This window comes from Streptomyces bambusae (genome assembly GCF_019400985.1).
GTDB lineage: Bacteria > Actinomycetota > Actinomycetes > Streptomycetales > Streptomycetaceae > Streptomyces > Streptomyces bambusae_A.
This window is the reverse complement of sequence record NZ_WTFF01000226.1, coordinates 1-12,308: the sequence shown is the minus strand read 5'-3', so window position 1 is coordinate 12,308 and position 12,308 is coordinate 1. Positions and strand designations below refer to the sequence as shown.

The 12,308-nt window shown below is 72.3% G+C and carries 10 protein-coding genes, 3 tRNA genes and 2 pseudogenes; 8 read left to right on the top strand and 7 right to left on the bottom strand.

From position 1 onward, the window contains the following. The 4 genes and pseudogenes from GPJ59_RS25830 to purS form a co-directional block, all read right to left on the bottom strand. Positions 1-467 (bottom strand): annotated as a pseudogene (locus tag GPJ59_RS25830) (hypothetical protein); the annotation flags it as partial. Between the two features lie 222 nt (positions 468-689). After that, a complete protein-coding gene (purL, locus tag GPJ59_RS25825; RefSeq protein WP_219670093.1) occupies positions 690-2,963 on the bottom strand; it encodes a phosphoribosylformylglycinamidine synthase subunit PurL in 2,274 nt (757 codons plus the stop codon). Beyond that, positions 2,960-3,643 carry a phosphoribosylformylglycinamidine synthase subunit PurQ gene (gene purQ, locus GPJ59_RS25820; protein ID WP_219670092.1) on the bottom strand — a complete coding sequence of 228 codons (684 nt, stop codon included), beginning with the start codon at positions 3,641-3,643 and terminating at the stop codon, positions 2,960-2,962. Before purQ ends, purL begins: the two co-directional genes overlap by 4 nt. Then, positions 3,640-3,885 carry a phosphoribosylformylglycinamidine synthase subunit PurS gene (gene purS, locus GPJ59_RS25815; protein ID WP_125642391.1) on the bottom strand — a complete coding sequence of 82 codons (246 nt, stop codon included), beginning with the start codon at positions 3,883-3,885 and terminating at the stop codon, positions 3,640-3,642. Before purS ends, purQ begins: the two co-directional genes overlap by 4 nt. 324 nt (positions 3,886-4,209) lie before the next feature. On the opposite strand from purS, the gene GPJ59_RS25810 reads away from it, so the two are divergent. The 8 genes from GPJ59_RS25810 (at position 4,210) to GPJ59_RS25775 (ending at position 8,876) form a co-directional block, all read left to right on the top strand. Beyond that, complete coding sequence (locus GPJ59_RS25810; protein ID WP_219670091.1) at positions 4,210-4,527, top strand: histone-like nucleoid-structuring protein Lsr2; 318 nt, start codon at positions 4,210-4,212, stop codon at positions 4,525-4,527. Between the two features lie 178 nt (positions 4,528-4,705). Further along, positions 4,706-4,777: transfer RNA gene (locus GPJ59_RS25805), tRNA-Gly, on the top strand. Between the two features lie 80 nt (positions 4,778-4,857). Then, positions 4,858-4,930, top strand: a tRNA-Gly gene (locus GPJ59_RS25800). Positions 4,931-5,056: 126 nt separating this feature from the next. Beyond that, the gene (locus GPJ59_RS25795; RefSeq protein ID WP_219670090.1) at positions 5,057-6,106 is read left to right on the top strand and encodes an ABC transporter ATP-binding protein; all 1,050 of its coding nucleotides are present in this window, start codon (positions 5,057-5,059) and stop codon (positions 6,104-6,106) included. Continuing rightward, positions 6,103-6,876: an ABC transporter permease gene (locus GPJ59_RS25790; protein WP_219670089.1), complete on the top strand. Its 774-nt coding sequence runs from the start codon at positions 6,103-6,105 to the stop codon at positions 6,874-6,876. The genes GPJ59_RS25795 and GPJ59_RS25790 overlap by 4 nt, the downstream gene beginning before the upstream one ends. A gap of 37 nt (positions 6,877-6,913) precedes the next feature. Continuing rightward, positions 6,914-8,173, top strand: coding sequence for a sensor histidine kinase (locus tag GPJ59_RS25785; RefSeq protein ID WP_219670088.1), 1,260 nt, complete (start codon positions 6,914-6,916; stop codon positions 8,171-8,173). Beyond that, positions 8,170-8,781, top strand: a complete 612-nt coding sequence (locus GPJ59_RS25780) for a response regulator transcription factor (protein ID WP_219670087.1) — start codon at positions 8,170-8,172, stop codon at positions 8,779-8,781. The genes GPJ59_RS25785 and GPJ59_RS25780 overlap by 4 nt, the downstream gene beginning before the upstream one ends. A gap of 22 nt (positions 8,782-8,803) precedes the next feature. Next, a tRNA-Gly gene (locus GPJ59_RS25775) sits at positions 8,804-8,876 on the top strand. A gap of 49 nt (positions 8,877-8,925) precedes the next feature. Here the strand turns inward: GPJ59_RS25775 and GPJ59_RS25770 are convergent. The 3 genes and pseudogenes from GPJ59_RS25770 to GPJ59_RS25760 form a co-directional block, all read right to left on the bottom strand. Next, positions 8,926-9,825, bottom strand: coding sequence for a phosphoribosylaminoimidazolesuccinocarboxamide synthase (locus GPJ59_RS25770; protein WP_219670086.1), 900 nt, complete (start codon positions 9,823-9,825; stop codon positions 8,926-8,928). A 178-nt stretch (positions 9,826-10,003) separates the two neighbouring features. Then, a complete protein-coding gene (locus GPJ59_RS25765) occupies positions 10,004-11,467 on the bottom strand; it encodes a N,N-dimethylformamidase beta subunit family domain-containing protein (protein WP_219670085.1) in 1,464 nt (487 codons plus the stop codon). A gap of 500 nt (positions 11,468-11,967) precedes the next feature. Beyond that, positions 11,968-12,308, bottom strand: a pseudogene (locus tag GPJ59_RS25760) (hypothetical protein); the annotation flags it as partial.

The following is a 12,308-nucleotide window of genomic DNA, read 5'->3' as shown; positions in this document are numbered from 1 at the left end:
GCGGCGGCGAGCGCCAGGTCGCGCTGCCGGCGGCGGGCCCGCAGCCGCAGCAACGCCCCGCCGCCCGCGTACCCGCACAAGGCGAGGATCAGCAGGCCGGCGGCCAGGCCCACGGTGTCCCCGGCCGGCCGCGCTGTGAGCGCGAACGCCGTGTCCAGGGCGAGCAGCGGGGCGGCCACGGCCGTCGCGGCCGGGATCAGGCGGTACCACAGCGGCAGGCCGGTCAGCAGGACCGCGGCCGGATAGCCCAGCCAGTCGGTGCCCGTGTCCGACTCCGCCGGATCGCTCACGACCAGCAGCACGATCGCCGTCAGGACCAGCGGGAGCAGTGCCCAGGCACCGGGGGTCGGCGCGAAGACCGCCGGGACGGCCGCCTTGCGCCAGCGTTCGGCGTCGGCGACGTCCCAGGCGGCGACGCCGCCGGGCGGTTTCGCGGCGTCGGGAAGGTACTTGACGTGTGCACTCACGCCGTCAGTATCCGGTCGGCCGCCGGCGGGGACAGGGGTGAGCGTGCTACGGAACGGAAACGGCCGCTTCGCGGCGCGGGCCGCGCGGGCCGGGCGGCAGCGCAGGGAGCGGCCCCGGGAACCGGTCGGGAACGCCCGTGGGCCCGGCCCGGAACCGGGTGGTTCCGGGCCGGGCCCACGGCAGCCGCATCAGCGCCGCATCGGCGCGGACGGGCGGGGAACTCAGGCCAGCAGGGCCGGGATCGTCGCCTCGTGGGCCTCGCGGAGCTCGGCCAGCGGGATCTCGAACTCGCCCTGGACCTCGATCGCGTCGCCGTCCACGACACCGATGCGCGTCGCGGGCAGGCCCCGGGCGTTGCACATGTCGGTGAAGCGGAGCTCCTCGCTGCGCGGGACGGACACGATCGCCCGGCCCGCCGACTCGGAGAACAGGAACGTGAAGGCGTCCAGCTCCTCCGGGACCACGATCCGCGCGCCGTTGCCGCCGCGCAGGCAGGACTCGGTGAGCGCCTGGATCACGCCGCCGTCCGACAGGTCGTGCGCGGCGTCGATCATGCCGTCGCGCGAGGCGGAGATCAGGATCTCGCCCAGCAGCTTCTCGCGGCCCAGGTCCACCTTCGGCGGCAGGCCGCCCAGGTGGCCGTGGACGACCTCGGACCAGGCCGAGCCGCCGAACTCCGCGGCCGTGTCGCCCAGCAGGTACAGCAGCTGGCCGGCGTCGGCGAAGGCCACCGGGGTACGGCGGTTGACGTCGTCGATGACACCGAGGACCGCCACGACCGGGGTCGGGTGGATCGCGGTCTCGCCCGTCTGGTTGTAGAGGGAGACGTTGCCGCCGGTCACCGGGGTGCCCAGCTCCAGGCAGCCGTCCGCGAGACCGCGGCAGGCCTCGGCGAACTGCCACATGACGCCCGGGTCCTCCGGCGAGCCGAAGTTCAGGCAGTCGGAGATGGCCAGCGGCTTGGCGCCGGTCGCGGCGACGTTGCGGTACGCCTCCGCCAGCGCCAGCTGCGCGCCCGTGTACGGGTCGAGCTTGGCGTAGCGGCCGTTGCCGTCGGTCGCCATGGCCACGCCGAGGTTGGTCTCCTCGTCGATGCGGACCATGCCGGCGTCCTCGGGCTGCGCGAGGACGGTGTTGCCCTGCACGAAGCGGTCGTACTGGTCGGTGACCCACGCCTTGGAGGCCTGGTTCGGGGAGGACACCAGGGCCAGGACCTGGGCGCGCAGCTCGTCCGCCGTCTGCGGGCGGGGCAGCTTGCCCGCGTCGTCGGCCTGGAGGGCGTCCTGCCAGGACGGGCGCTCGTACGGGCGGTGGTACGTCGGGCCCTCGTGGGCGACGGTGCCCGGGGGCACGTCCACGATCTGCTCGCCGTGCCAGAAGATCTCCAGGCGCTCGCCGTCGGTGACCTCACCGATGACGGTGGCGATCACGTCCCACTTCTCGCAGATCTCCATGAAGCGGTCGACGTGCTGCGGCTCGACGATCGCGCACATGCGTTCCTGCGACTCGCTCATGAGGATCTCCTCGGGCGAGAGCGTCGCGTCGCGCAGCGGGACGGTGTCGAGCTCGACGCGCATGCCGCCGGAGCCGGCGGAGGCCAGCTCGGAGGTGGCGCAGGACAGGCCGGCGCCGCCGAGGTCCTGGATGCCGGCGACCAGCTTCTCCTTGAAGACCTCCAGGGTGCACTCGATGAGGAGCTTCTCCTGGAAGGGGTCGCCGACCTGGACCGCCGGGCGCTTCTTGGGCTTGCCCGTGCCGGAGGCACTGTCAGATGCAGCGTCGAAGGTCTCGGACGCGAGGACCGAGACGCCGCCGATGCCGTCGCCGCCGGTGCGGGCGCCGTAGAGGATGACCTTGTTGCCGGGGCCGGAGGCCTTGGCCAGGTGCAGGTCCTCGTGCTTCATCACGCCGATGCAGCCGGCGTTGACCAGCGGGTTGCCCTGGTAGCAGGCGTCGAAGACGACCTCGCCGCCGATGTTGGGCAGGCCCAGGCAGTTGCCGTAGCCGCCGATGCCGGCCACGACGCCGGGCAGGACGCGCTTGGTGTCGGGGTGGTCGGCCGCGCCGAAGCGCAGCGGGTCGACGACCGCGACCGGGCGGGCGCCCATGGCGAGGATGTCGCGGACGATGCCGCCGACGCCGGTGGCCGCGCCCTGGTAGGGCTCGATGTACGAGGGGTGGTTGTGCGACTCGACCTTGAAGGTGACGGCGTAGCCCTGGCCGACGTCGACGACGCCGGCGTTCTCGCCGATGCCGACGAGCATGGCGTCGTTCCGGGGCGCCTTCTCACCGAACTGCTTCAGGTGGATCTTGCTGCTCTTGTACGAGCAGTGCTCGGACCACATGACGGAGTACATGGCGAGCTCGGCGCCGGTGGGGCGGCGGCCGAGGATCTCCCGGATCCGGGCGTACTCGTCCTCCTTGAGGCCGAGCTCCTTCCACGGCTGGGACGCGTCCGGGGTCTCCGTGGCGTGCTTGACGGTGTCCAGAGTCATGATGCGTTGACCAGCTTCTTCAGGACCGAGGTGAAGAACGGCAGGCCGTCGGTGCGGCCCGTTCCGACCAGCGGCTCGACCGCGTGCTCGGGGTGCGGCATCAGGCCGACGACGTTGCCCTCGGCGTTGGTGATGCCGGCGATGTCGCGGAGCGAACCGTTGGGGTTCATGTCGAGGTACCGGAAGGCCACGCGGCCCTCGGCCTCCAGGTCGTCCAGGGTGCGCTCGTCGGCGACGTAGCGGCCGTCCATGTTCTTGAGCGGGACGGAGATCTCCTGGCCCTGCTCGTAGTCGCCGGTCCAGGCGGTGGCGGCGTTCTCCACCCGCAGCTTCTGGTCGCGGCAGATGAAGTGCAGGTGGTTGTTGCGCAGCATCGCGCCCGGCAGCAGGTGGGCCTCGGTGAGGACCTGGAAGCCGTTGCAGATGCCGAGGACCGGCATGCCGGCCTTCGCCTGGTCGATGATCGACTCCATGACCGGCGAGAAGCGGGAGATGGCACCCGCGCGCAGGTAGTCGCCGTAGGAGAAGCCGCCCGCGAGGACGACCGCGTCGACCTGGTGCAGGTCCTTGTCGCGGTGCCAGAGCGAGACCGGCTCGGCGCCGGCGAGGCGCACGGCGCGCAGGGAGTCGCGGTCGTCGAGGGTTCCGGGGAACGTGACGACTCCGATGCGAGTGGTCACGACTCCACCTTGACGACGAAGTCCTCGATGACGGTGTTGGCGAGGAACGTTTCGGCCATCTTGTGGATGCGGTCGAGGGCGGCCTGGTCGACCGGGCCCTCCACCTCGAGCTCGAAGCGCTTCCCCTGGCGTACGTCGGCGATCCCGTCGAAGCCCAGGCGCGGCAGTGCACGCTGCACCGCCTGGCCCTGGGGGTCGAGGATCTCCGGCTTGAGCATGACGTCGACTACGACGCGTGCCACTGGCACTCCCGGTGTGGTGTTGGTGCAGGCGGTTCCTTCAGCGTACCCGTCCCAAATTTCTACGCGGGTAGATATCGGAGGGCCCCCTCCGGGCCTCCGTTTCGGCTTCACCAACGCTTCGCAAAATCCACCGGAAAACCACGCGTCCGGGATTGCGGTGGGACACGCGGAGACAATTAACTGGGCTTCGCAATGCGGCGTAAATCGCGGTACAAAGGAATCCCCGCAGAATGCGCGGGAATGATGCATTGCTCCGAAACATCCACACAGGCGACATCTCCGCACGTCAGCGGGCGGCGATGCCCCGCGAAGGGACCGATATCCGTGGCGCAGCGCGTAGTAGTCACGATCTCCGACGACATCGATGGCGGAGAAGCGGCGGAAACGGTCGTGTTCGGGCTGGACGGTAAGTCGTACGAGATCGACCTCAATCAAGCCAACGCAAAGAAGCTGCGCAAGAGCCTCGCTCCTTACGTGGCCGCCGGGCGCCGGCAGGCCCGGTCGGGCAAGGCGTTCAAGCACACCTCCCTCGCGCCGGACCCGGCCGTCGTGCGCGCCTGGGCGCGCTCCAACCAGCTCGACGTGCCCCCGCGCGGCCGGATCCCCAAGGCGGTCTACGCCGCGTACAACGAGGCCCACTGACCCCGGCCCGGCGCGACCCGGCGGCGGGGCCCGGCGGGGTCGCGGCCGCGCCCGGCCCCGGGCCCGCCACCGGGCCCACCCCCGGACCTGACCCCGGATTTGCCAAACACCCCCGGTGATCCGCTAGTGTGTGGATCACGCCGAGGGGCAAGGACGCAGGTCAGAGCCCCGAAGTCGTGCGGGTGTAGTTCAGTAGCAGAACATCCCCCTTCCAGGGGGAAGGCGCAGTGTGCGATTCCTGTCACCCGCTCTGGAACGGCTTTACCGACCACTCCGGTGGATCAGGTAGAGTGGTTCTCGCGCCGCCCGGTGAGAGCCGGTCGGAGGCATGCGGACGTGGCTCAGTTGGTAGAGCATCACCTTGCCAAGGTGAGGGTCGCGAGTTCGAATCTCGTCGTCCGCTCAGAAGGAAGACCCCAGTCGTTGCGACTGGGGTCTTCTGCATTGTCCGGGCGCCCATGACATTTGTCATCGGCGATCATGACAGCGCGCACTGCTGCGGCCACGGATCCGGCCCGAGTCTGGAGTCATGACTGACACCGACCGGACAGTGATCGAAGCAGAGGGGCTCCGCCGCGGCTACGCCGGGGGATTCGAGGCCGTGCGCGGCATCTCCTTCTCCGTGGCCCGGGGCGAGGTCTTCGCCCTGCTCGGGACGAACGGCGCCGGCAAGACCTCCACCGTCGAGCTGCTGGAGGGGCTGGCCGCCCCGAGCGGCGGGCAGGTCCGGGTGTTCGGACTCGACCCCTACCGGCAGCGCTCCGCGGTGCGGCCGCGTACCGGGGTGATGCTCCAGGAGGGCGGCTTCCCCTCGGACCTGTCGGTCGCCGAGACGGTCCGCATGTGGGGCGGGGTCACCACCGGCGCCCGCCCGGCCGCCGAGGTCCTGGCGCTCGTCGGGCTGACGGCGCGGGCGTCCGTACGGGTCAAGCAGCTGTCCGGCGGTGAGCGGCGGCGGCTGGACCTGGCGCTGGCCCTGCTCGGGCGGCCGGAGGTCCTCTTCCTCGACGAGCCGACCACGGGCATGGACCCCGAGGGCCGCCGGGACACCTGGGAGCTGGTGCGCAGGCTCCAGGCCCAGGGCACCACGGTGCTGCTGACCACGCACTACCTGGAGGAGGCGGAGCAGCTCGCGGACCGCCTCGCCATCCTGCACGAGGGGGAGATCGTGCTGGCCGGCACCCCGGCCGAGGTCACCGCCACCCGACCGGCACGGATCCGCTTCACCCTGCCCGCCGGGGTGGACCCGGCCCGGCTGCCGCTGTCGCTGCGCGCCGCGGCCGAGGGGCAGCGGGTGGAGATCCGTACCGACCGCCTCCAGGGCTCCCTGTCCGAACTGCTGCGCTGGGCCGACGAGTACGGGATCGAGCTGGCCGGGCTGGACGCGCGGTCCGCCTCGCTGGAGGAGGCGTTCCTGGAGATCGCGCAGCAGCGCCGCGACCACGACGGCCTCGGCTCCGCCGGCTCCCTCGGCTCCCCCGACTCGCTCGGTTCTCCTGACTCGCTCGGTTCTCCCGACTCGCTCAGCTCTCCCGGCTCCCTCGGTGGCCGTGACGACAGGATGGCAGGCACCCGATGAACACGCTGACCCTCAAGCCGAGTCGGCTCTTCGCCCTCGGCCGCTCCGAACTGACCCTCCTGGTGCGCAACCGCGCCGCGTTGAGCCTGGCGCTGCTGATGCCCCTGGCCATGGTGTTCGGCCTGAAGGCCTCGCTCTCCCAGTACGACCTCGAAGGCGGCGCGGCGGCGGTCGGCGAGGCCACGCTGACCGGCGGGATCGGCATGGTGCTGATCCTCGTCGTCTACATGAACCTCGTCTCCGCCTACGTGGCCCGGCGCGAGGAGCTGGTCCTCAAGCGGCTGCGCACCGGTGAGGCCAACGACCTGGAGATCCTGGCCGGTTCCACCCTGCCGTCCGGTGTCCTCGCGCTGACGCAGGTCGCCGTACTGGTGGCCGCCGGGGCCGCGACCATGGACGTGCGCACCCCGCAGAACCCGGTGCTGCTGCTCGCGGCCGTCCTCGCGGGCTTCGTACTGCTGGCGGCGATGGCCGCGGCGACCAGCTCGTTCACGCGCAACGTGGAGAGCGCCGGCCTGACCACGCTCCCGCTGTTCCTGGCCAGCATCGTCGGCTCGGGCATGTTCGTGCCGATCGAGATGATGCCCGAGGCGGTGGCCTCGGTCTGCGAACTCCTGCCGCTGAGCGGGGTCATGGAGCTGGTCCGGGCCGGCTGGACGGGCACCGGCGAGGCCTACGACCTGATGGGCGCGGCCCTGACCACCTTGGCCTGGATGGTGATCACCGTGTTTGCTGTCCAGCGGTGGTTCCGCTGGGAGCCGCGGCGCTGAGGGACGTGGCGCCGGTAGGAGAACGATCGGGGGGACCGTGTCGAAGCTGACCGGTTGGTGGAAGAACCGCGGCCAGGCCGCCAAGGTGGAGTTGTACACGCGGTGGTCGTTCCACCTCTTCGTCCTGATCGAGATCCTGTCGTTCGCCCTGACGCCCCTGGCCGGCATGGGAGAGCGGCCCGGCACGACGGAGATCGGGCTCTGCCTGGCGGTCGTCACGCACTCGGTGCTGTGCGGGGTGCACTCCTCGCTGGCGCTGAGCTGGGTGCTGGACCGGCGCAGGCGCCCGGTGCGGATGCTCGCCGCGGTCGTCGGGACGACAGCCGCGATCATGCTGGCCGCCCTCGCGCTGGAGGCCGCCGGCAGGCTCGGCGAAGGCGTCGCTCCCGGCCTGGTGGCGGGAGTGTCCGCGTGGGGCATCGGGTCGGTGGTGCTCAGCCTGAAGGTCAAGCAGATCAAGTACGTCGCCCCGGCCGCCGGCCTCGCCACGGCCGTGGCGGTCCTGGCCCTCGGCATGGGCGTCGGTGCGGCCGTGGGCTTCGGCGTGGCCGTCCTGGTGGGCGGCTGCTTCCTCGCCTTCACCTGCGGGTTCTCGCGCTGGCTGCTGACCGCGGTGTGGGAGCTGGACCGCTCGCGAGAGCTCCAGGCGCAGCTCGCGGTGGCCGAGGAGCGGCTGCGGTTCGGCCGCGACCTGCACGACGTCATGGGCCGCAACCTGGCGGTGATCGCGCTCAAGAGCGAGCTCGCCGTGCAGCTGGCCCGGCGCGGCCGTCCCGAGGCGGTGGAGCAGATGATCGAGGTCCAGCGGATCGCGCAGGAGTCCCAGCGCGAGGTGCGCGACGTCGTACGCGGCTACCGGGAGGCCGACCTCACGGTGGAGCTGGAGGGTGCGCGCGGGGTGCTGAGCGCCGCCGGGATCGACTGCCGGGTGCGGCGACAGGAGCGGCGCGCACTGCCGCCGGGGGTGCAGTCGGCGCTGGGCTGGGTGGTGCGGGAGGCCACGACGAACGTGCTGCGGCACGGCGAGGCCACCTCCTGCCTGATCCGGCTGGCCCCGGGCGACGACGGCTCGTTGGTGCTGGTCGTGGAGAACGACGGGGTGCCCGCCGAGGCTCCGGGCCGGCCGGGCTCGGGTCTGGCCGGACTGCGGGAGCGGCTCGCGGTGCTGGACGGGACCCTGGAGGCGGGGCGGGTGTCCGGCGGCCGGTTCCGGCTGCGCGCCGAGATCCCGGCGCGGGAACTGCAGGTGGAGAGCCGGGAGAGTCCCGGCGTCCCGGAACAGGAGGTGCGGGCGTGAGCCCCGTGCGCGTGCTGCTGGCCGACGACGAACATCTGATCCGGGGCGCGGTCGCCGCGCTGCTGGCGCTGGAGGACGACATCCTGGTGGTCGCCGAGGCGGCGTCGGGACCCGAGGCGCTCGCGATGGCCCGGGCGCACCGGCCGGACGTGGCGGTGCTGGACATGCAGATGCCGGGCGCCGACGGTGTGAGCGTCGCCACAGCGCTGCGGGCCGAACTCCCGGACTGCAAGACCATGATCGTGACGAGTCACGGCCGGCCGGGGCACCTCAAGCGGGCCCTCTCGGCGGGGGTGCGGGCCTTCGCGCCGAAGACCGTGTCGGCGCAGAAGCTGGCGGAGATCATCCGCAGTGTGCACGCGGGAGGGCGCTACGTGGACCCGGAGTTGGCGGCCGACGCGATCAGCGCCGGGGACTCCCCGCTGACCGCGCGGGAGGCCGAGGTGCTGGAACTCGCGGCCGACGGAGCCCCGATCGCGGAGATCGCCGAGCGGGCCTCGCTGTCGCAGGGGACCGTGCGGAACTACCTCTCCTCGGCCGCCTCGAAGCTGGGCGCCGAGAACCGGCACGCGGCAGTGCGTCTCGCACGGGAGCGAGGTTGGGTATAGTGGGTCTCGCGCTACGGCGCATGCGGACGTGGCTCAGTTGGTAGAGCATCACCTTGCCAAGGTGAGGGTCGCGAGTTCGAATCTCGTCGTCCGCTCAGATGGAGAAGGCCCCGGTCGGACGACCGGGGCCTTCTTCGTGTCCGCTCAGCTCCAGGGCTGGCCGGTGATCCGCTCGTACGCCTCGACGTACTTGGCGCGGGTCGCGTCCACGATCCGCTGCGGCAGGGCCGGCGGGGGCTGCTCGCTCTTGCGGTCCCAGCCGGACTCGGCCGAGGTCAGCCAGTCGCGGACGAACTGCTTGTCGTACGAGGGCTGGGCGCGGCCCGGCTGCCACTGGTCGGCGGGCCAGAAGCGCGAGGAGTCCGGGGTGAGCACCTCGTCGGCGATGACGAGCTCCTCGCCCGCGAAGCCGAACTCGAACTTGGTGTCCGCGAGGATGATGCCGCGCTCGCGCGCGATGTCCCGGGCCCGGCCGTAGACGGCGAGGGTGGTGCGGCGCAGCAGGGCGGCGGTCTCGGGGCCGACCTGGCGGGCGACCTCCTCGTAGGAGACGTTCTCGTCGTGCTCGCCGACGGCGGCCTTGGCGGCCGGGGTGAAGATCGGGGCGGGCAGCTCGGAGCCGTCCACCAGGCCCTCGGGCAGGGCGAGTCCGCACACCGTACGGGACTGCTCGTACTCGGCGAGGCCGGAGCCGGTCAGGTAGCCGCGGGCGACGCACTCGACCGGGACCATCTCCAGGGACCGGCAGACCAGCGTGCGCCCGGCCCAGTCGGCGGGGGCGCCGGCCGGCAGGTCGGTGGAGATCACGTGGTGGGGGACGAGGTCGGCGAGCTGGTCGAACCACCACAGGGAGAGCTGGGTGAGCACCCGGCCCTTGTCCGGGATCTCCGTGGGGAGCACCCAGTCGTAGGCGGACATGCGGTCGCTGGCGACCATGACGAGATTGCCGTCCTCGTCGCGGTAGAGGTCGCGGACCTTGCCGGTGTGGAGGTGGACGAGTCCCGGAACCTGAACCGGCTCGGGCTTTTCGACGAATCCGGACACGGGGTCTCCTTGTGGTTCTGTCTGAAGCACTCCGATTCTCCCGCACCGGGGGCGGTGCTTCCGGTGCGGGGTCGTCGGCGGGGTCGTCCGGGGGGTCGTGTGCGGGGTCGTCCGGGGGTTCGTGCGCGGGTTCGCCCGGGGGTTCGTCCGCGGGTTCGTCCGCGGTTCGTGCGCGGGTTCAGTCGTGCTTGCAGATCCGGTCGAGGAGGTTGGCCGTGGCCCGCTGGATGCGCTCGTCGACGTGGCCGGGGCGGTCGAGCGCCGGGGACCAGGCGAACGTGCCGGAGGCGAAGACGAGGGCTCCGCTGGGGGCCCGGTAGAGCGAGGTCTCCTGGTGGCGACGGTGGCCGTCGCCGTCCTCGTACGGGGAGTGCGCCAGCAGGATGCGGTCCTGGTGCGCGGGGAGCTGGGTGCGGGGGAAGTAGCGGTCGGCCTCGCCCGCGACGAGTCCGTCGAGCTCGTCGCCCTCGGCGGCGCCGGTGGACTCCCAGAGCCAGTGCGTGGCGTTGCGGACGACCAGCGGGGCGGGTTCGGGGACACGGCCGGCGTACTGGATGCCCAGGAGCTGCTGTTCGGGGCGGTCGACCTCGCGCCAGAGGGAGGGGCGGCCCGGCCCGCGGCGTTTTCGGCAGGTCAGCAGCCGGTCGGGCACCCCGGAGGGGGACGGGCTCAGCTCCACCTGCCAGTAGAGGGTGTTGGCGGAGAGGAAGACCAGCGAGGTGCCGCGGTCGCGGGCGCGCTCGGCGGTGCGGCGCATGGGGACCGACCAGTACTCGTCGTGGCCGGGGAAGACCAGGCCGCGGTAGCGGGCGGGGTCGACGCGGCCGGCGTGCAGGTCGCGGGTGTCGGCGTAGGCGAGGTCGTAGCCGTAGCGCTCGGCCCAGCGGATGAAGTCGTAGGCGTGGCCCACGTGCAGGGGCAGGCCCGCGCCTGCGTAGGGGCGGTCGAAGGAGACCGTGACGGCCGCGTCCTGCTCGCCCAGCAGCCGGCCGTCCTCGTCCCAGGCGTGGTAGAGGCTCGCGCCGGTCCGGCCGTCCTCCGGGAAGAGGTTGTACGCCTGCCAGGTGATGTCCGGCAGCAGGAGCAGGAGATCGGCGGGGCGGTCGTCGCGGACCGTGAAGGGGATGTGGGAGCGGTAGCCGTCAGCGGTGGTCAGGACGGCGACGTAGGCGCCGGGATTCCAGTACGTGGGGACCTGGAGCCGCCAGGAGAGCCACCAGTGGTGGCAGGAGACGGTGCGGTCGGCCGTCAGCGGGGCGGGCTGGACGATGCCGGACAGCCGGGGACTGGAATGGATCTTGCTGGCGCCGTCCCCGCCGTAGTGGCCGATGCGGTAGACGTCGACCGAGAACTGCTGGGGCGGGTCGACGGTCACGTGGAAGTCGATGGCCTCGCCGGGGGCCACCGCGCCGGTGGAGGCGAAGCCCTTGATCTGCTGGTGGACGTCGTCGGCGGTGCGCGGGCCGCCGGCCGGGCGGGCGCGGGGCGCGGGGATGTCGACGTACCAGGGGACGACCTGGCCGGTGTCGTCGAAGTACAGCTCGCTGCCGCGGAACCACGGCAGGGGTCCCTGGCCGAAGGGATCGGACACCGCATGCGCGAGCGCACCCGATTCCCACCGCCGGATCTGGTCGGCACCCATCCCGCTCCCCTCCCTCGCTCCCCCGAAACGTCCGGACCGTGCCTCGATGTGGTGCGGCGAACAACCGCTACCGGTCCCAGCACATCACATTACGCACGCACTCCGTCACCGTTCGTCGCTAATTGACGGGAGTGGAACACCGGAGTCCGGGTGTACGAGGGATGTACGGCCGGGGGTGGGGGCCTTCGGGGGGCGGGGTGGCGCCTTCCGGGGGCGTTGGGGGCGCTCAGGCTTCGGCGGGCGGGGGTACGTCGTGGGCCTCCGGCGGCCGGGGGGCTCGGGCTTCGGCGGCCGAGGTGCACGGGCCCCCGACGGCCGGGGTGCGCGGGCCCTCCTACGACCGTCCCCCGGCGGCCGGGTGGCCTGCTGGGGGACGAGTCGGACGGAAGGGATCGGGACGGAAGGGATCGGGACGGAAGGGATCGGGACGGAAGGGATCGGGACGGAGAAGGTCAGGAGGGACGGGCGGATTCGGGCGGGGACGGCCGGGAGGGAACGGGTCAGACGAGGCGGACCGGCTTCTCCGGCCGGACTCCGATGTCCGCCAGCCAGTCGCGCAGCGGACCCGGATCCCCGTCCTCGACCAGCGACAGGACGCACGGGGCGAGATCGGTGGGCCGCTCGCCGTCGACCAGCAGCACCGGCCCGTCGAGCCAGTCCAGGCCCGGCACCGCGCCCGCCGAGTCCACGGCGGCACAGCACACCAGCGCCGTGACGTGGTCGGCCAGCAGGTCCCGGCCGGTGCGCGGCGGCTGGAGGGGGAAGAGCGGCACGGCATCGGCGCCGCGCGCCTTCGCCGCCCCGGCCCCGCCGCCCGCCGCCCGCTCGGCGCGGGCCACGT

What these genes read in the sequence shown, in the direction of transcription:
- purL (WP_219670093.1), bottom strand. Translation starts at nt 2,963, where the DNA reads ATGACTCTGGACACCGTCAAGCACGCCACGGAGACCCCGGACGCGTCC.
- GPJ59_RS25795 (WP_219670090.1), top strand. Translation starts at nt 5,057, where the DNA reads ATGACTGACACCGACCGGACAGTGATCGAAGCAGAGGGGCTCCGCCGC.
- GPJ59_RS25790 (WP_219670089.1), top strand. Translation starts at nt 6,103, where the DNA reads ATGAACACGCTGACCCTCAAGCCGAGTCGGCTCTTCGCCCTCGGCCGC.
- GPJ59_RS25765 (WP_219670085.1), bottom strand. Translation starts at nt 11,467, where the DNA reads ATGGGTGCCGACCAGATCCGGCGGTGGGAATCGGGTGCGCTCGCGCAT.